The sequence below is a fragment of the Winogradskyella undariae genome (assembly GCF_013285155.1).
GTDB classification, from domain to species: domain Bacteria; phylum Bacteroidota; class Bacteroidia; order Flavobacteriales; family Flavobacteriaceae; genus Winogradskyella; species Winogradskyella undariae.
Genome location: NZ_JABTEL010000007.1, coordinates 161,012 through 179,811, shown reverse-complemented (window position 1 = coordinate 179,811; position 18,800 = coordinate 161,012). Strand labels below are relative to the sequence as shown.

Here is an 18,800-nt window from a genome sequence, read left to right as displayed (position 1 = left end):
AGTCAGAAATTAATTTTTCTGACTTTTTGTGCGTTCTTCAATCTGCTTAAATTATAATTGTTAAATTTAGTCGCTATAAACACCTATAAATGAAATCAATCCACTTTTTTTGTCTAGCTTTTAGTTTCTCTATTTTCAGTTTTGCACAGCAAGAAATGGAGAAAGATACTACACCCGGAACAGCTACTATTATTCATAAAAACTTAGGAAACGCTGTTGAGTTTAATGCCGATTCCCCCGTACTTAATCAAATTGCAGGCGCACCAAAAGCATTTTACACTAATTTTTGGGAATTTGGAGATGGTACTTTTAGTAAAGAAGAAAATCCTAAAAAAACATATAAGAAAAACGGAGAGTATACCGTAAGATTATGGGCAACCAACAACTATGACACCGGAAAACCACCTGTAACACGTCCTAAAAAAATTAATATTAGCAATGCAAATGATAATTTTGAAGAGGAAGCGTCCATGGACTCTGCTTTAAGCCTTCAACGTAATAGAGAACCTATACCTAACGAAGAGATCGTTGTTGTTTTCAGTTATAAGAATACCAAAACCTACACAACAAATGGTAGATTCTTTCTCTTTTATAATGAAGCAAAATATGATACCGACAACTTTAATCTCATTGAAACAAGACCCTATCATAACGAAAAAGAGATAACAGATGATATCGTTTATGCTTCAAAATTTGATTCTGATGTTTATTATGCATCCGCAGAAGATGATATAATGTCTTTAAAAGCGAAACCACAAGACACTACAGTGAGAAGAAATCTTCCTCTAACCTTAGAAGAAGCTAAATTTGCTTATAGAAACTCAAGTCAATTACGTTTTGAAAATATGGAACCAAACGAAGAACGTCACGTATTTTACAGTTTAAAAACCACTAAAGAAATGCTAAAAGATACCTCTGCGATAATTTCGGTGAGAGGTGTTTATGTTCCTGATGATAGTTATGACAATCACCACGTAAAAGATATGGAAATGGAAATTGTAACCTCTCATGACCCTAATAAAATGTCTTCTAATTCTACATTTCTTAATTACAGATTGGTAAGATATAAACGACCAAAATTTAAAATCAGATTTCAAAATAATGGCGAAGGTCCTGCATCAACCATTCGTTTAGAAACCGATGTGCCAGATATGTTTGACAAAACTTCGATTGAAGTTTTAGATATGTATCCCAAAGTAAAAATTTGTCCTAAATACGATGTTGCTTATAGCTGCCTTGACACTACTTATACCGACAAACAAGCCATTTTTACTTTCAAAAATATTTATCTTCCTGGAAGTGAACAAAAAAATGTAAAAGTTTACGATTCTACTAAAGGTTTTGTGCAATACCGTGTAAAGTTTTCTAAAGACTTCCATAAAGAAAAAACAAAATCTAGAACTGCAATTATCTTTGATAAAAACGAACCTATAATTACCAATTATTCTACAACACGTTTTTTACCAGGAATTTCTATTGGCGCCAAAGCGGGTTATAATTCATTTTCAGATCTTAAAAATTCTGAAAGTTATTTTATTGGTGCCACAATTTCGCCCTACAAATCGTATCGTTGGTATTGGCAAGTAGAACTTTTAAACAGTTTACATAAATTTGAAAATGACACCGAAATCAAAGAAGAAATTGTAGATGATGGCGCTATTGGTTTTCCATACACAGAACGCACCACAACCAATAAAAGTTATAATAATATAGATTGGGAAATCCCTGTATTAGTAAGATATAATGTAAATAACTATATCGGTTTAGGAGCAGGTATTATAGGAACCTTTTCTGTAAATGAAAAACAAGAACAATCTATTTTAATAGAGCAATTTGAAGGACAAGGTGCTGATTTATTTCTTTTTGATAGCAACACTAGCAATGAAGAGGTTTCAGAATCTTTTACCAATTTTAGAAAAGGATTTTTAGTGGAAGCTACAGCTGGTTTTGCTCGAATAGGACCAAGTCTTGGTGCGCGTTATGTATTTAACTTAGAAGAAGATTACAATTATTTGCAACTATATGCTATTTGGAAATTCTAACATGATTAAAAAAGGGTTTATTATATTTTTCGTTCTGCTTTCAGTTATTTGTTATGCGCAAGATTTAGAAGAATCTATTTACGTAGCCACAGAAACGTTTCATCAAAATCAAACAAATGAGGGTTTAGAGCAATTAAACATCAAAAGTCTTCAATTTGAAAAACAACTCAATACAGAAGATGATTATTATGCCTTTATTAATCTATTAGTTAATAAAGCCTATTTTCTTAATAAAATAAATCATTCTAAAGAAGCTATTTCGAGCTATGAAAAAGCTCACGAATTCTATATTCATCAGCACATCAATTCTTATGATATTGTAGAATATTGCCTCATTCCTCTAGGCATTCTCTACCATAAAACTAACGCTTACTTAAAAGCTGAACAGATTATTACCCTTTATATAAATCTGGCGCAAAAACAAAACAACAATCAACAGCAAATTACTGGGTTTATCAATTTAGCCAAGCTTTATCAATCCTTAAGCAAGCATCAACAAGTAATGGCTATTGTAGCTAAAGGACTTAAAATTGAAGGCCTAAAAAATCAGCAAAAAAGAAATCTAAATTACATTAAAAGAAAAAGTGAATTACTTATAGAAAGCAATCAAAAGCGTTTATTGTTAGAAAATGACCTTATTGGCCCAAGTTTTAACCCTAAAAATGCTGAAACATATCAGCTTAATTACGAAACGGCTTTAGAAAATGAAGATTATGAAACCGCCTATTCTAATTTAAATCTATTAAAAAATATAAAAATCAACAAACTAACTTCTGCAAGAAGTAGGGCGAAATTTAATTTTCAAGAAGCACAATTGCATTATTTAAGAGATGAAAATGATAAAGCTTTAGTTAAATTAAGAACTTGCTTAGCCATTTTACTTCCTAATTTTGATAAAACTCAACGTCCTAAACCAAAAGATTTATATCCTGAAAATACATTTATAGATATTTTTGATTTGTGGGCAGCATTAGAAACCGATCCTGAAAAAAAATTACAGTACTATGATTTAAGTTCTTACATCTCAGAATCGCTTACACAAGAAAACACCAACCAAGAAAGCTACATTCTTAGCGCCAATACAAATAAAGATCGTAGTGAAAAATGCATCCGTCTTTTATATGATTTATTTCAAATTAAAGGTGAAAGCAGTTATATAAAACGTGCCTTTCAATATGCCGAACGCAACAAAGCCCTAGCCTTAAAATGGTATACTAATAAACGTACACTTTTAGAACAACACCCAAAAGACAGTCTTCTCTTAAAAGAACAACAGTTACTAAAACAGCAGCAACATTTATCTAATAAATTACTAAACAGACCCATTAACAGAACTCAATTGTTAGAACGCGATAGTCTGCAATTACAACTTATTACCACAAGTACGCAACTGAAAAAATTACAATATTCTATTGCTAAAACCTATAACAAATCTTCTTTATACAATTTAAATATTGAAGATTTAAAGTCGAAATTAAAAACAGATAAGGCTTGTTTGGTTGAATATTTTTCTGGAAATAATGGTTTGTATCAATTTATTTTCTCCCCAAATCATATCGCTTTTCATCGTATTGAGAATACTGTTTCAAATCGAAATAGCATTTCTAAATTTATTAGTTATTTTGAAAATGCATCAGTTATAAACAATAATATTTCACAATTTACAGAAGACGCTTTTCAACTTTATACCGTATTAAATTTAAAAGACATCGCTTCCTATCAAAATGTAGTAATTGTTGCAGATGGACTTTTAAATTTTATTCCTTTTGAAAGTTTACTCACCAACCCAACTAGAACATCTAACTATCCAGACATGCCTTTTATGGTAAAAAAGCATCGTATTGCCTACCAAACTAGCACTTCTTTTTATAACGATACAAAACCTTATCTATTTAAAAACTCAGCATTAGGCGTTTTTCCTGTTTTTGATAATAGTAATATTAAACTCACCTACTCTATTGATGAAGCAGAACGCTTAGATGATGCCATTAAAACAGAATTTTTAATGTACAACACGGCGACTAAAAATGATGTTTTAAAACAAATTAGCGATTACAGTATTTTACATCTTTCTACACATGCCAATAGTGGTGATTTTACAACGGCAGCAAATATAGATTTTATAGATTCTAAACTATCCCTACAAGAATTGTACAACCTAGATTTAAAGAATGACTTGGTGGTTTTAAGTGCTTGTGAAACCGGTGTAGGAATGCTTCAAAAAGGAGAAGGCAGCATGAATTTAGCACGTGGTTTTAAATATGCAGGCATCTCTAATATGGTTGTTTCCCTGTGGAAAATTAATGATTTATCCACCTCAAAAATTATGTCGCATTTTTATAGCGATCTTAAAGATACTGAATCTGCTTTTTCTGCTAATCAAAGTTCTAAATTAGCCTACCTAAATTCTGATACTATTTCTAATGCTAAAAAATCACCTTATTATTGGAGTGCTTTTATTTATTCTGGGGATCTAACGCCAGCAAAATCTTTCAATTATATAAATATGATTATTTATAGTATTATCGGCTTGATAATTGCTAGTTTAATTCTGTTATTAATTTATAAAAGACAACCATGGAAACCTTAAAAGACTTCCTTACAAATAAAGGCTATTCTAAAGTTAAATTGAAGTTCACAAAAACTAATCATTTTGAAATAAAAGCCACTATAAATGGTATTAAAGGCCGATTTATTCTAGATACAGGTGCTTCTAATAGCTGTGTAGGTTTTGAAGCCATTGAGCGTTTTAATCTTAAAGTTAAAGATTCAGAAATAAAAGCGGTTGGTGCTGGTGCTTCTGACATGCTGACACAAATTTCTAATTCCAATACCGTTAAAGTTGGGAAATGGAAAAAAAATCGTGTCGCTCTTATTCTATTTAATCTATCACATGTTAACAACGGGCTTATTAATCATGAAGCCGACCCTGTAGATGGTATACTTGGTGCAGATATCTTAAAAAAAGGAAAGGCTGTTATTGATTATGAAAAAAAATATCTCTACCTAAAATTATAAGCAAGAAATTAAAACAATACACAATGTTATAATTTATAAAACCACTAAACTAAATAAACAGAAAACTCTCTCTACCTTTTAAACCTATAGCTGTATGAATAATAAAACAAACCCTACCATTATTATTGCTGATGACCATCCTTTGGTCTTAAAAGGTCTACACGATTTTTTAATTGAAAAAGAATTTAATGTTTTAGCAAGTGCCAAAAACGGAAAAGAAGCATTAACCTTAATAAAAGCACATAAACCAGACATCGCTATATTAGATATAAAAATGCCCTTCTTTACAGGTTTACAAATTGCCGAAAAATGTAAAGCTGAAAATATTCCTACAAAAATTGTATTGATCACTTTTGAAAAAGATGAAAAAACATACTATGACGCCAAAGATTTAGGAGCATACGGCTATGTATTAAAAGAATTTGCATTAGTAGAAATTGAAAATTGCATCACCTCTGTCATAAACAACAAGCCTTATTTTAGTCCAGAATTATTAAATTTTTTAGAGATCCACAAACTACCAGAAAATTTTGATTTATTAACCAATCACGAAAAAGGAATTGTAGAATTAATATCACGAAACAAGACAGGTGTAGAAATAGCAGAACTGCTTTCAATTTCACCTAGAACTGTAGAAAAACATAAAAGTAATATTATAAAAAAATTAAAATTAGAACAAAAACAAAATAGTTTATTAATATGGGCTAAAGAGAATTCTGATTTATTAAACACTTAATACCACTATTAACTTATAAAATACGTAAAGTTACGTATAGTTTAGTGTTGTCATTTTTCTGACCTTTACTTTACGTTACAATGTAGGGGTTGTAACTAACAATTTTTGTTATTAGTTGACTCTCAAAATTTGAGATTAATTAATTTAGGGACTATAATGGCCTTGAACTTACGTTCAAGGCCTTATTTTTTTATAAGAAAACAATAATTACGTAAAGTTACGTATAGTATTGTATTATAATAATTTGCAATTTTACATTAGCTATTAATTCATGCCTCAAGTTTAAAACCTTTAAGCTCTGCATTAATATATAATTCAGGGCTTATAAAAACATTAAGTTTATATGGAAACAATGAAAAAACAATCAACTACAAAAAGGGACAAAGCATTTATGATCTTATTAATTATAAGCTCTGTGATCGTAATTTCAGCAAATATTGCTATTAATTTTTTTAGTTAGTTACCTTTTTAAATAAAGGATAAAAAAAAGCGCAACCTCTATGAGATTGCGCTTTTAAATTTTATATAATCTAGAATAACTTATAATTCTAAAGCCTTCATAACATTATTATCCATCAATAATTCTTCAGGATTTTCTAAAGCTTCTTTTACAGCAACTAAGAATCCTACAGATTCTTTTCCATCAATAATTCTGTGATCATAAGATAAAGCGACATACATCATTGGATGAATTTCTACTTTACCATCAACAGCGATAGGACGTTGAATAATATTATGCATTCCTAAAATACCACTTTGAGGAGGGTTAATAATAGGTGTTGATAACATACTTCCAAATACACCACCATTTGTAATTGTAAATGTACCACCTGTCATTTCATCCACAGTTATCTGACCATCTCTAGCTCTTAGCGCTAAACGTTTTACTTCAGATTCTACACCTCTAAATGTTAAGTTTTCTGCATTTCTAACCACTGGCACCATTAATCCTTTTGGTCCAGAAACAGCGATACTGATATCAACAAAATCGTAAGTCAACATTTGCTTACCATCGATCATAGAGTTAACAGCAGGATACATTTTTAAAGCTCTTACAACAGCTAAAGAAAAGAAACTCATAAAACCAAGACTTACACCGTGCTTCGCTTTAAAGTCTTCTTTATATAACTTACGTAATTCAAAAATTGGCGTCATATTAACCTCATTAAATGTGGTTAACATTGCAGTTGTATTTTTAGCTTCAACTAAACGTTCTGCAACTTTACGACGTAACATAGACATTTTGCTATGTGTTGTTCCTCTATTCCCACCTGTTGGAGTTCCCATTGATGGTACAGCTTTTACAGCATCATCTTGAGTAATTCTTCCATCTTTACCTGTTCCAGAAACAGCACTAGCATCTATTCCTTTTTCAGCTAATACTTTTTTAGCTGCAGGACTAGCAGTTCCTGTAGCATACGTTTTAGATTCTGAAGCAACTGGTTTTGCTGCTTCTACTTTAGGCGCTTCATCTTTTACTTCATCTTTTACTGGAGCCTCACCACCTTCTGGTTTTGCAGCACTAGTATCAATTAAACATACAACAGCACCAACAGCTACAGCATCACCTTCTTCTGCTTTAAGTGTAATTATTCCACTTACTTCAGCTGGTAACTCTAATGTTGCTTTATCACTATCAACCTCAGCAATAGCTTGATCTTTTTCTACATAATCTCCGTCTTGCACTAACCATTCTGCAATTTCCACCTCAGTAATTGACTCGCCTGGTGAAGGCACTTTCATTTCTAAAATCATATTGTAATTTTTATAACCAATGGTTTTACGTTGTTCTTGTTTTGTAGTATCACAATTTATGATACCATAAATTTATTATCTCTGATTGTTTTTTGATTTATCAAAAACGAAATCAATAACTTCCTTATGTCGTTTTTTAGAACGTACAGAACTTCCTGCAGCAGGAGCACCATAAGGTCTTCTACTTGCTATTCTAAATTGTTTAGCTTCATCAAAGTTCATTAACATGTGACCATAAGCCCCCATGTTTCTTGGTTCTTCTTGAGCCCAAACAATATCGTCTGCATTTTTATATTTCTCAAGTACCGCTCTCATATCTTGAGCTGGTAATGGGAATAACTGTTCTATTCTAACTAAAGCAACATCATCTCTTTCAAGATTTTCTTGCTCTTCTAATAAATCATAATAAAACTTACCTGTTACAAAAACAAGTGTTTTTACCTTATCTACTTTAGCATTAGCATCATCAATTAACATTTGGAAACTTCCATTTACTAATTCATCTACTGTAGAAACTACTTTAGGATGACGTAATAAACTTTTTGGAGTAAATACAATTAATGGTTTTCTATACCCTGCTTTAACTTGTCTACGTAATAAGTGGAACATATTGGCTGGAGTAGTACAATCTGCAACAAACATATTATCCTTTGCACATAACTGTAAATAACGTTCCATACGACCAGATGAATGCTCTGCTCCTTGACCTTCATAACCATGAGGTAATAACATTACCAATCCGTTTTGTAGTTTCCATTTATCTTCAGCTGCAGAAATATATTGATCTAACATAATCTGTGCTCCATTACTGAAATCACCAAACTGTGCTTCCCAAATGGTTAATGTTTTAGGACTTGCCATAGCATAACCATAATCAAAACCTACAACACCATATTCTGATAATAAAGAGTTGTATATAAAAAACTTCCCTTGATCGTCACTTAATTTATTATGAAGAACAATTTCTTCTTCACTATCTTCAACTTTTACAACTGCATGACGGTGAGAGAAAGTACCACGCTCTACATCTTGCCCAGATATACGAACATCGTTTCCTTCTAATAATATAGAACCATAAGCTAAATGCTCTGCCATTGCCCAATCTAATCGATTTTCGTCAAACATGGTTTGTCTCGATTCAATTAAACGCTGAATTTTTCTTATAAACTTCTTATCTTCAGGTAAATTTGAAATAATCTTAGTGATTTTCGCTAGACCCTCCTTAGGATATGTAGTATCCACAGGTAACATCATTTTATCTTCTTGAACAGAAACAAAATCGATCCATTCATTTTGCATAAATGGTGTGATTTCTGTTTTTGCTAGCTTACGAGAATCCTCAAGTTTTTCTTCAAGCTTATCCTTATATTCTTTTTCTATTTTAGCTACAAATCCTTTATCTATAACGCCTTCTGCTAATAAACGCTCAGCATAAATATCTCTAGGATTTTTATGTTTAGAAATAGCTTTATATAATAATGGTTGTGTAAACTTAGGTTCATCACCCTCGTTATGCCCATATTTTCTATAACCTAACATATCTATAAAGACATCACGCTTAAATTTCATTCTAAAATGCAATGCGAATAATGTAGCATGAACAACAGCCTCTGGGTCATCTGCATTAACGTGCAATACCGGAGAAAGTGTTACTTTACCTACATCCGTACAATACGTACTAGAACGTGCATCTAAATAATTGGTTGTAAACCCAATTTGATTATTGACTACAATATGAATTGTACCTCCTGTTTTATAACCATCTAGTTGTGCCATTTGCACTAACTCATAGACTAAACCTTGTCCGGCAATAGCTGCATCACCATGAACAATAATAGGTAAAACCTGTGAAGGATTATCAGGATATTTATCATCTTGCTTAGCTCTTGTAATACCTTCTACTACTGCACCAACAGTTTCTAAATGCGAAGGGTTTGGAGCTAAGTTTATGTTTATTTTGTTTCCATTATCGGTTACACGATCGCTCGTCCAACCTAAATGGTATTTTACATCACCATCAAAGACTGTTTGCTCGTAATCTTTACCATCAAACTCGCTAAAAATATCTTTTGCAGATTTACCAAAGATGTTTGTTAATGTACTAAGGCGACCACGATGGGCCATTCCCATTACAAATTCTTTTACATCATAGCCAGAAGCATGTTCTATTAAGGCATCTAAAGCAGGAATTAAAGCTTCACCACCTTCTAAAGAAAAACGCTTTTGACCTACATATTTTGTATGTAAAAAGTTTTCGAAAGAAACAGCTTCGTTTAATTTTCTTAATATTGTTTTCTTTTCATCACCAGAAAAATTTGGATGATTATCATTAACATTAAGTTTCTGCTGAATCCAATAAATTTCTTCAGGTTTTCTGATGTACATATATTCTACACCAATAGATTCGCAATACACTTTTTCTAAGTGATCAATAATAACTTGCAAAGTCGCTGAAGACCCTAAACCTAATACTTCTCCAGCGGAGAAAACGGTTTGTAAATCATTCTTAGACAATCCGAAGTTTTCAACCTCTAAGGTTGGCGCGTATTTACGTCTTGCTCGTACAGGATTTGTTTTGGTAAACAAATGCCCTCTACTTCTATAACCTTGAATAAGGTTTAAAACTTGGAATTCTTTTTGAATTTGTTCTGGTATTTCCGAAGAAACACTTTCAATATTTTCACCATCTAAACCGAAATTTTCAGATCCGAAGTCGTAACCTTGAAAAAAGGCGCGCCAACTTGGCTCTACAGAATCTGGGTTTTTGAGGTATTGGTCATATAAGTCAGCAAAATATGCCGTATGTGCCGCGTTGAGAAAGGAATATTTATCCATTTTACTTTTTGAGACGTTGTCGTTTCAACATAATTTAGTCAAAAATACAACTTTTAGTAAATATAGATAAGGATTTATTATATTTATAACATATTGATTAGAACTATTAAAACAATGACAAATTTGAAACACCTACTAAGCCCTAAAATATTATTATGTAGCCTAATAATGTCTTTCTTTACATTATTTTCATTCGCTCAAAATTCAACCTCTAATAAAAGTGATTTTTGGAATCACGTAGAATTCGGTGGTGGCTTAGGCCTTAATTTTGGCGATGGTTTTTTTAGCGGATCTATAGCACCAAACGCACTTTACAGGTTTAATCCCTATGTAGCAACAGGTATTGGTTTAAATTATTCGTACAGCAGCCAAAAAGATATTTTTAAATCTACTGTTTTAGGAGGAAGTATTATTGGTCTTGTTAATCCTTACAGAGAAGTTCAGATTTCTGCAGAATTTGAACAATTACATGTTAGTCGAAATTTTGACAGCAACTTTGTAACAAATCTCGATGAAGATTATTGGTACCCTGCTTTATTTTTAGGCGCTGGTTACTCTAGCGGAAATGTTACCATTGGTATTAGATACGACGTACTTTATAATAAAGACAAAAGCATTTACAATGAAGCCTGGATGCCTTTTGTAAGGTTTACGTTTTAATAAGAATTAATTATCCTATTTTATTAAAAAAGCACAGCTTTAAAAACGCTCTATTTACATTAAATTAAACCTCACAATTAATTTGTGGGGTTTTTATTTATTGATCATAACAGACTATAATCTTTACGACACCTTAAGTTTTTAATTCAATTAAAGAAGACTCAATCACACCTTTTAAAAGGGTATTAAATATAGGTGAAAATTTAAATCGGATAAAAACATCCTAATCATGACAAATGTCATGTATTTTCTAATGACTCCTTTTTAAATTTGCCTAAAATTAAATCTAATTCGATGAAAAAATCTCTAAAACTATTAGCTATTATCGCTATTGCAACTTTAGTAAGTTGTGGTGAAAGCGACAAAAAGAAAGAAGAAACAGGTTACGGTAAAAAAGCACCAGCCAAAGTAGAAAAAAAAGTACCTGCTTCACAACGTATAGAACTCTCAAATAAAGGTGTTGGTTCAGTAACCTCTGTAACCTTAGGTGAAGAGATAGACCAAGATATGGCTAAACACGGAAAGGACGTTTACGCAAAAATGTGTACCGCTTGCCATAAAGCAGACAAAAAATTTATTGGACCTGCACCAACAGGTATTTTAGAACGAAGAACTCCTGAATGGGTTATGAATATGATTCTAAACCCAGAACAAATGGTTAAAGAAGATCCATTAGCTAAAGACTTATTAATGGAATTTAATGGTGCCCCTATGGCAAATCAGCATCTTACTGAAGAAGAAGCTAGAGCTGTATTAGAATATTTTAGAACCTTATAATAATCTATAAACCAAATTAAGCACGTGTTTCTTTTTTATAATTGCAACTCTTTTTTTCTTGTGAATACACAAATGATGATGCCTCTACAGTGTCTTCAAAAATAAAAACAGAAACACAATCTACAGAACGAACTAGTCAAGCTTTAATTGAAGATGATGATAGTATCACCGTTTTAAGCATTGCTATTAGCTTTAAGAACCGTGCTTTTAGTCGCTACTTTACAAGCCAGCTCAATTAGAAAATACTTTAGTAAATGCAGCACCATTAATGGTTTTTACACTAACAAACGAGGCATTTGAAGCTTTATCTAAAGGTACTGTTGAAAATTTACTAAACCCAGAAAAATAAAGATGCCTTAGCAAAAATTTTAAAATATCATGTAAGGCCTGGAAACTATTCTAAGGAATTTCTTGAAAATTCAAAAAAGTAGATCAAGCTAACAATGAATACGTTAAGATAGAAGTTATGAATGGATAACCACTTATTAGTGGTGCAAAAATATTGGCAAGTTATAAGACTGGAAACGGTATTGTACATGTTATCGATAAGGTATTATTACCACCTACGGAATAAAACAATAACCAAAACTAATTAACAATGAAGAATATAATAATATCAACATTTGCAATTGTAATTGCTTTAACAACATTTACTAGTTGTAATAATTCAGGAAAGTCAGGCGGTAAGTCTGGTGCCTTAGGAAGTAATATCGCTGAAAAAGTTTATGTAGCTCCTGGAGAGTACGACTCGCATTATGCCTTCCTATCAGGTGGATACAGCGGTAACGTAACAGTGTACGGTTTACCTTCTGGTAGAATGTTTAAAGAAATCCCTGTCTTTTCTCAATTTCCAACCTCTGGTTATGGGTATTCTGAAGAAACAAAACCAATGTTAAACACCTCTCACGGATTTATCCCTTGGGGAGATGCGCATCATCCAGATATCTCTCAATCAAAAGGGGAATTAGATGGTCGTTGGTTATTTATAAATGAAAACAACACGCCTCGTATTGCAAGACTAAGTCTTACCACATTTGAAACCGAAGAAATTATTGAAGTACCTAATAGTGCAGGTAATCACAGTTCTTCTTTTGTAACAGAAAACACAGAATATGTTGTTGCAGGAACACGTTTTTCTGTGCCAATTCCACAACGTGATATGCCAATTAAGGACTACAAAGGAAACTTCAAAGGATCCTTATCTTTTATTAGCGTAGCGCCTGAAACTGGTAACATGGATATTAAATTCCAAATCCTAATGCCAGGTTTTAACTATGATTTATCGCACCCTGGACGTGGAAAATCTCATGGTTGGTTTTTCTTTACAACATATAATACAGAAGAGGCTAATACCCTTTTAGAAGTTAATGCGTCACAAAATGATAAAGATTTTATTGCAGCTATTAACTGGAAAAAAATTGAAGAGTATGTAAATAATGGTGGTGGAACAATGACGCCTGCTAATTATGCACATAATGTATATAATGAGGACACACATACAGCAACCTCTACTATGAAAAAAGAAGTTCGTGTTGTAAACCCAATTGATGTTCCTGGAGCTGTTTATTTTATTCCAACACCAAAATCACCTCATGGTTGTGCTGTAGATCCTTCTGGAGAATACATTGTAGGTAATGGTAAATTATCAGCAAACGTAACAGTGCATTCATTTACAAAAATGTTAGATGCTATTAAAAATGAAAAATTTGCAGGTGAAGCTTACGGAATACCTATTTTAAACTTTGAAGATGTGTTAGCAGGTGTTGTAAACCAAGCAGGATTAGGACCATTACACACTGAATTTGACGGGAAAGGAAATGCATATACGACATTCTTTATTTCTTCTGAAGTTGTAAAATGGAAACTAGGAACATGGGAAGTTATCGACAGAAAACCTACTTATTATTCTGTTGGTCACTTAACAATTCCTGGAGGAAACTCTGGAAAACCACAAGGTAAATACATGTTTGCAATGAATAAAATAACCAAAGACAGATACTTACCAACGGGTCCAGAGATGGAACACTCAGCACAATTATATGATATCTCTGGAGACAAAATGGAGCTATTATTAGATTTCCCAACGCATGGAGAGCCACATTACGCTGCTGCAATGGAAGCAAGTATTATAAAGGAGCAATCTCAAAAAATCTATAAACTAGCAGATAACAAGCATCCATATGCTGCAAAATCTGATGCAGACACCAAAGTGGTAAGAGACGGAAAAGAAGTACATATTTATATGACAACTATTAGAAGTCACTTCTCACCAGATAATATTGAAGGTGTAAAAGTAGGCGACAAAGTATATTTCCACGTTACTAACTTAGAGCAAGATTTTGATGTACCTCATGGATTTGCGGTAATAGGACAAAATAATTCAGAGTTACTAGTAATGCCAGGACAAACAAAAACATCTGTTTGGGAACCAAAACAAGTTGGTGTATGGCCATTTTACTGTACAGATTTCTGCTCTGCATTACACCAAGAAATGCAAGGTTACATAAGAGTCTCTGCAGCTGATTCAGACACACCAATTAAGTGGTCTCTAGGTGAAGATATCGAATAACTAATATTAAAAATTAGAGAGATTTTGTTTTAGTGTTTATTTCTCTAATTAAGGCGAGAGTTGAATTTTCGCTCTCGCCTTTCTTTTTTAAAACACTTTATTCTGTTTACACAGAAACCTCACTGATTACCACATTAAATACAACTTATCATGAAAAAGGCTAGCATTATAATGATTATAGGTTCATTACTATTATTAGGACTTTTTAAATTCCCTCTATGGAACATTATGCTAGGTGCACCACAATATCCTGATCCATTAGGAATGAATATCTACATTGAAGGTATTAAAGGTGTTGAAGAATTTGATCTACAAAATATTGATGGTCTAAACCACTACATTGGCATGAAAACAATCCCAAAAGCCGAAGAGATGTGGGAGTTTTCAGTTTTTCCCAAAGTTATTTTAGGTATGGCCATTTTAGGTGCTGTTATTGGCTTATTAGGATATTTTGAAAAACTAGGCTATAAATACTTTATAGGATGGTTTCTATTAATGTCAGTATTAGGCATATTAGGTATGTATGATTTTAATAATTGGCTCATAGACTATGGTAGTAATTTAGATCCGCATGCTATTATTAAGGTAACCAATCCGGATGGGACACCTATGTCTTATAAACCACCATTATTAGGATTTCAAAAACTATTAAATTTTGATGTTACGTCATTACCACACACAGGAGGTTATCTTATGTTTATTGGTATGGCATTAACACTTGTTGCTTTTTGGTTAGGCCGAAAAGCAAGCCTTAAAAAGGTATAACAGTAACGCTCTAAAAAAACACTATACCCATGCAAACACTAAAACACTATTTACCAGTCTTATTACTTCTTATTTTTACAAGTTGTAATGTTGGCCCAGCACCCATAAACTATGGAAGCGATAGTTGTCAATTTTGTACAATGACTATTGTAGATAAAGTACATGCCGCTCAAATTGTAACTCAAAAAGGTAAAGTCTATAAATTTGATGCAACAGAATGTATGATTAATTTCACAAAAGAATTTAACACGTCTGAAATTCAACTCTACTTATCTAATAATTACACAGAACCCGAAATTTTAATTGACGCTACAAAAGCCACATTTTTAATTAGTGAGCAGATTCCTAGCCCCATGGGAGCGTTTCTTTCAGCCTTTAAAAATAAGTCTGATGCTGAAAAATTTCAAGCAGATAATGGAGGGCAATTATATACATGGAATCAACTTCTTTCAAAGTTAAATAATTAGGTCATGCTTTTAAAACTCATCATATTCTTACACATTATTTGTGCAACGATCTGGACTGGCGGTCACTTAATTCTAGCATTAGGCTTTTTGCCTAAAGCATTATCAAAAAATGACTTTAGCATCATAGAGCAATTTGAATCAAAGTTTGAACGTATTGGCATTCCTGCATTACTTATTTTAGTAATAACTGGTATTTATATGGCCAGTATTTACACCACAGATTTTTTTAAGTTCGACTTTTCAAATCATCAAAACAAGCATATATACATTAAATTAATCTTATTGTTATGCACTGTTCTACTTGCCGTACATGCGCGCTTTTTTTTAATTCCAAAGAAAAAATTAAAGCCACTCGCTTACCACATAGGTTTGGTTACGCTGATCGCTGTGTTGTTCGTTTTTGTAGGATTTAGTTTAAGATCAGGAGGATTATTATAGCTTATGAAAAACATTAAAATCATATTATTACTATTAGTTCTATTCCTTGCAAGTCGCAACAGCTTTGCACACCAAATTGAAGTTTGCAAAACTTGTCCTATTTCAACATTAAGCGATGGTATTGCTCAAGCAAAGGATTTTGATACCATTGTAGTTAAAAAAGGGACGTATAAGGAACATAATGTTATTGTGAACAAGCCCTTAACCATTATTGGTGAGAATTATCCCATTATTGATGGTGAATTGAAAGGTGAAATTATTACGATTATTTCAGATAATGTTACTGTTGATGGTTTATTTATTATTAATGTTGGCAATAGTTATACTGCAGATTATGCAGCCATACGTGTTAAAAACAGTAAAAATTTCTTAATTCAAAATTTGGTTTTAGAAAAATTATTCTTCGGTATTTATATCGAAAAATCAAGAGATGGTAAAGTCTTTCATAATAAAATAATTGGAGAGGCGATTGAAGAATATAATTCAGGAAACGGCATTCAACTTTGGTACAGTAAAAATATTCAGATTGAACATAATTTTGTTCAGCATGTTAGAGACGGTATTTATCTAGAATTTTCTGACTTTTGCACTATTAAAAACAATGTCAGCGCATTAAACGTACGCTATGGCTTACACTTTATGTTTTCTAACGACGATTTATACGAAGACAATACTTTTGAAAACAATGGAGCTGGTGTTGCTGTTATGTTTTCAAAGCGCATAAAAATGTACAATAATCTTTTTAAAGAAAACTGGGGAACAGCTTCTTACGGAATGCTTTTAAAAGAAATAAATGATGCCGAAATCATAGGTAATACTTTTGAAGACAATACCATCGGAATCAACATAGAAGGTTCTAACCGTATTATTTATAAACACAATAATTTTTCAAATAACGGATGGGCCATCAAAGTAAAAGGCGCCTGTTATACTAATACATTTACGGAAAACAATTTTTTATACAATTCCTTTGATATTGCTTACAACAGTAATGTTAACGATAATGTTTTTGATAAAAATTACTGGAGTAATTACACCGGTTATGACTTAGACAAAAATGGTGTTGGAGACGTTCCTTACAGACCTGTAAAACTGTTTTCTTATATCGTGAATCGCACACCAGAAACTATCATTTTACTGCGTAGTATGTTTATAGATATCATTGATTTTTCAGAAAAAGTGTCGCCAGTATTTACGCCAGACAATTTACTAGACAATAACCCAATAATAAAAAAAATAACATGGTAACCATTCAAAATCTACATAAAACGTTCGGAAAAAACCAAGTCCTTAGTGGTGTTGATTTATCTATAAGTGAAGGTGGAATTTTTGCTGTTCTTGGTCCAAATGGCTCAGGTAAAACCACGTTGATAAAATCAGTTTTGGGTATGGTGATTCCAGATAAAGGAGATATTTCTGTACTTGGTGAAAACATTAAAAAGAATTCAGAATACAGACATAAAATAGACTATTTACCACAAATCGCCAACTTTCCGAGCAATCTTAAAGTTAAAGAATTAATTAAAATGATTAAGGATTTACGTAAGCCAACCAATGAAGATGAGCGTTTAATTGACCTATTCAAACTTGAACCTTTTTTAGATAAAAAATTAGGAAATCTTTCTGGAGGAACAAAACAAAAAGTAAATCTCGTTTTAACCTTTATGTTTGATAGTCCATTAATTATTTTAGACGAACCAACCACAGGTTTAGACCCCATTTCCCTTATTAGATTAAAAGATTTAATTAAAGCTGAAAAAAACAAAGGAAAAACAGTGCTCATTACCTCACACATTATGAGTTTTGTTGAAGAAATTTCAGATGAAATTGTATTTATCCTAGAAGGCAAAATTTACTTTAAAGGCTCTATTCAAAAATTAAAAACCAAGACCAATCAACCCGATTTTGAACATGCGATTGCGTCTATATTAACAGATAATCATGCTTAAGATATTAAAATATAGTTTTTACGACCTTATGCGTAGTCGCTGGAGTTATGTGTATTTCGCATTTTATTTATTGCTTGGAGTTGTGTTATTATTTTTAAATAACGATTTATCTAAAGCAGTGATTACTTTAATGAACGTCATCATCGTTTTAGTACCATTAATAGGAACCATTTTTGGCGTCATGTATTATTATAATTCGCAAGAATTTACGGAGCTACTTTTAGCACAACCCATTAAACGTTCTTCCATATTCTTAGGTCAATATTTAGGTGTTGCGCTATCCTTATCTATGAGTTTAATTTTAGGATTAGGGATTCCATTTGTGTTTTACGGACTATTTGAAAGTAGTGCCATTTGGGACTTTTCTCTTCTACTTATTACTGGTACATTTTTAACCTTAATATTTACCGCTCTTGCTTTCAATATTGCGTTATCTAACGAGAATAAGATTAAAGGATTTGGTTACGCCATTTTACTTTGGTTGTTCTTGGCTGTTATTTATGACGGCCTCTTTTTAATGACCTTAATTATGTTTGAAGATTATCCACTAGACAAAGTATCACTTTTTGGCACCATGCTAAATCCTATAGATTTATCAAGAACGCTAATTCTTTTAAAATTAGACATCTCAGCATTATTAGGTTACACAGGTGCTGTTTTCAAACAATTTTTCGGAACAAGCTTTGGTTTAATTGTATCTTTTGTGATGCTCACCGTTTGGGTTGTGATGCCTGTTTTACGCATTGTATTCAAATCAAAGAAAAAAGATTTTTAGTTGTGATCTCAATA

The 18,800-nt window shown here is 32.2% G+C and carries 16 protein-coding genes; 14 read left to right on the top strand and 2 right to left on the bottom strand.

Going from position 1 to position 18,800, the window contains the following annotated elements; all coding sequences use genetic code 11:
* The first annotated feature begins 89 nt into the window (after nucleotides 1-89).
* The 4 genes from HSX10_RS11440 to HSX10_RS11425 all read left to right on the top strand — a co-directional run bounded on the left by HSX10_RS11440 (nucleotide 90) and on the right by HSX10_RS11425 (nucleotide 5,796).
* Complete coding sequence (locus tag HSX10_RS11440; RefSeq protein WP_173588359.1) at nucleotides 90-2,042, top strand: PKD domain-containing protein; 1,953 nt, start codon at nucleotides 90-92, stop codon at nucleotides 2,040-2,042.
* Nucleotides 2,023-4,632, top strand: coding sequence for a CHAT domain-containing protein (locus HSX10_RS11435; RefSeq protein WP_173588358.1), 2,610 nt, complete (start codon nucleotides 2,023-2,025; stop codon nucleotides 4,630-4,632). Before HSX10_RS11440 ends, HSX10_RS11435 begins: the two co-directional genes overlap by 20 nt.
* Nucleotides 4,620-5,060 carry a retropepsin-like aspartic protease gene (locus tag HSX10_RS11430; protein ID WP_173588357.1) on the top strand — a complete coding sequence of 147 codons (441 nt, stop codon included), beginning with the start codon at nucleotides 4,620-4,622 and terminating at the stop codon, nucleotides 5,058-5,060. The genes HSX10_RS11435 and HSX10_RS11430 overlap by 13 nt, the downstream gene beginning before the upstream one ends.
* Before the next feature lie 94 nt (nucleotides 5,061-5,154).
* Nucleotides 5,155-5,796, top strand: coding sequence for a response regulator (locus HSX10_RS11425; RefSeq protein ID WP_173588356.1), 642 nt, complete (start codon nucleotides 5,155-5,157; stop codon nucleotides 5,794-5,796).
* A gap of 540 nt (nucleotides 5,797-6,336) precedes the next feature.
* Here HSX10_RS11425 and odhB read toward each other — a convergent pair.
* Nucleotides 6,337-7,551, bottom strand: a complete 1,215-nt coding sequence (odhB, locus tag HSX10_RS11420) for a 2-oxoglutarate dehydrogenase complex dihydrolipoyllysine-residue succinyltransferase (protein WP_173588355.1) — start codon at nucleotides 7,549-7,551, stop codon at nucleotides 6,337-6,339.
* A 75-nt stretch (nucleotides 7,552-7,626) separates the two neighbouring features.
* The gene (locus HSX10_RS11415) at nucleotides 7,627-10,386 is read right to left on the bottom strand and encodes a 2-oxoglutarate dehydrogenase E1 component (protein WP_173588354.1); all 2,760 of its coding nucleotides are present in this window, start codon (nucleotides 10,384-10,386) and stop codon (nucleotides 7,627-7,629) included.
* A gap of 114 nt (nucleotides 10,387-10,500) precedes the next feature.
* Between HSX10_RS11415 and HSX10_RS11410 the strand changes: the two genes are divergently transcribed.
* The 10 genes from HSX10_RS11410 to HSX10_RS11365 all read left to right on the top strand — a co-directional run bounded on the left by HSX10_RS11410 (nucleotide 10,501) and on the right by HSX10_RS11365 (nucleotide 18,786).
* Nucleotides 10,501-11,046 (top strand): alpha-ketoglutarate decarboxylase, encoded by a 546-nt coding sequence (locus HSX10_RS11410; protein WP_437344041.1) that lies wholly within the window; start codon nucleotides 10,501-10,503, stop codon nucleotides 11,044-11,046.
* A 294-nt stretch (nucleotides 11,047-11,340) separates the two neighbouring features.
* On the top strand, nucleotides 11,341-11,823 hold the full coding sequence (locus HSX10_RS11405) for a c-type cytochrome (RefSeq protein WP_173588353.1): 483 nt from the start codon (nucleotides 11,341-11,343) through the stop codon (nucleotides 11,821-11,823).
* A 41-nt stretch (nucleotides 11,824-11,864) separates the two neighbouring features.
* Nucleotides 11,865-12,062 (top strand): hypothetical protein, encoded by a 198-nt coding sequence (locus HSX10_RS18740; protein ID WP_254453233.1) that lies wholly within the window; start codon nucleotides 11,865-11,867, stop codon nucleotides 12,060-12,062.
* A 359-nt stretch (nucleotides 12,063-12,421) separates the two neighbouring features.
* Entirely contained in the window at nucleotides 12,422-14,392 is a 1,971-nt protein-coding gene (gene nosZ, locus HSX10_RS11395; protein WP_173588352.1) for a Sec-dependent nitrous-oxide reductase, read from the top strand.
* A 150-nt stretch (nucleotides 14,393-14,542) separates the two neighbouring features.
* Nucleotides 14,543-15,157 (top strand): hypothetical protein, encoded by a 615-nt coding sequence (locus HSX10_RS11390; RefSeq protein WP_173588351.1) that lies wholly within the window; start codon nucleotides 14,543-14,545, stop codon nucleotides 15,155-15,157.
* Between the two features lie 29 nt (nucleotides 15,158-15,186).
* Nucleotides 15,187-15,624, top strand: coding sequence for a nitrous oxide reductase accessory protein NosL (locus HSX10_RS11385; protein WP_173588350.1), 438 nt, complete (start codon nucleotides 15,187-15,189; stop codon nucleotides 15,622-15,624).
* 3 nt (nucleotides 15,625-15,627) lie between these two features.
* Nucleotides 15,628-16,062, top strand: a complete 435-nt coding sequence (locus tag HSX10_RS11380; protein WP_173588349.1) for a CopD family protein — start codon at nucleotides 15,628-15,630, stop codon at nucleotides 16,060-16,062.
* 3 nt (nucleotides 16,063-16,065) lie between these two features.
* Nucleotides 16,066-17,310 (top strand): nitrous oxide reductase family maturation protein NosD, encoded by a 1,245-nt coding sequence (locus HSX10_RS11375; protein WP_173588348.1) that lies wholly within the window; start codon nucleotides 16,066-16,068, stop codon nucleotides 17,308-17,310.
* Nucleotides 17,304-18,011, top strand: coding sequence for an ABC transporter ATP-binding protein (locus HSX10_RS11370; protein WP_173588347.1), 708 nt, complete (start codon nucleotides 17,304-17,306; stop codon nucleotides 18,009-18,011). The genes HSX10_RS11375 and HSX10_RS11370 overlap by 7 nt, the downstream gene beginning before the upstream one ends.
* A complete protein-coding gene (locus HSX10_RS11365) occupies nucleotides 18,004-18,786 on the top strand; it encodes an ABC transporter permease (RefSeq protein WP_173588346.1) in 783 nt (260 codons plus the stop codon). Before HSX10_RS11370 ends, HSX10_RS11365 begins: the two co-directional genes overlap by 8 nt.
* Nucleotides 18,787-18,800 lie beyond the last annotated feature (14 nt).

Excerpts from the sequence above, each read along its gene's own strand:
- HSX10_RS11440 (WP_173588359.1), top strand. The coding sequence starts at position 90 with ATGAAATCAATCCACTTTTTTTGTCTAGCTTTTAGTTTCTCTATTTTC.
- HSX10_RS11435 (WP_173588358.1), top strand. The coding sequence starts at position 2,023 with ATGCTATTTGGAAATTCTAACATGATTAAAAAAGGGTTTATTATATTT.
- HSX10_RS11430 (WP_173588357.1), top strand. The coding sequence starts at position 4,620 with ATGGAAACCTTAAAAGACTTCCTTACAAATAAAGGCTATTCTAAAGTT.
- HSX10_RS11425 (WP_173588356.1), top strand. The coding sequence starts at position 5,155 with ATGAATAATAAAACAAACCCTACCATTATTATTGCTGATGACCATCCT.
- odhB (WP_173588355.1), bottom strand. The coding sequence starts at position 7,551 with ATGATTTTAGAAATGAAAGTGCCTTCACCAGGCGAGTCAATTACTGAG.
- HSX10_RS11415 (WP_173588354.1), bottom strand. The coding sequence starts at position 10,386 with ATGGATAAATATTCCTTTCTCAACGCGGCACATACGGCATATTTTGCT.
- HSX10_RS11410 (WP_437344041.1), top strand. The coding sequence starts at position 10,501 with ATGACAAATTTGAAACACCTACTAAGCCCTAAAATATTATTATGTAGC.
- HSX10_RS11405 (WP_173588353.1), top strand. The coding sequence starts at position 11,341 with ATGAAAAAATCTCTAAAACTATTAGCTATTATCGCTATTGCAACTTTA.
- nosZ (WP_173588352.1), top strand. The coding sequence starts at position 12,422 with ATGAAGAATATAATAATATCAACATTTGCAATTGTAATTGCTTTAACA.
- HSX10_RS11390 (WP_173588351.1), top strand. The coding sequence starts at position 14,543 with ATGAAAAAGGCTAGCATTATAATGATTATAGGTTCATTACTATTATTA.
- HSX10_RS11385 (WP_173588350.1), top strand. The coding sequence starts at position 15,187 with ATGCAAACACTAAAACACTATTTACCAGTCTTATTACTTCTTATTTTT.
- HSX10_RS11380 (WP_173588349.1), top strand. The coding sequence starts at position 15,628 with ATGCTTTTAAAACTCATCATATTCTTACACATTATTTGTGCAACGATC.
- HSX10_RS11375 (WP_173588348.1), top strand. The coding sequence starts at position 16,066 with ATGAAAAACATTAAAATCATATTATTACTATTAGTTCTATTCCTTGCA.
- HSX10_RS11370 (WP_173588347.1), top strand. The coding sequence starts at position 17,304 with ATGGTAACCATTCAAAATCTACATAAAACGTTCGGAAAAAACCAAGTC.
- HSX10_RS11365 (WP_173588346.1), top strand. The coding sequence starts at position 18,004 with ATGCTTAAGATATTAAAATATAGTTTTTACGACCTTATGCGTAGTCGC.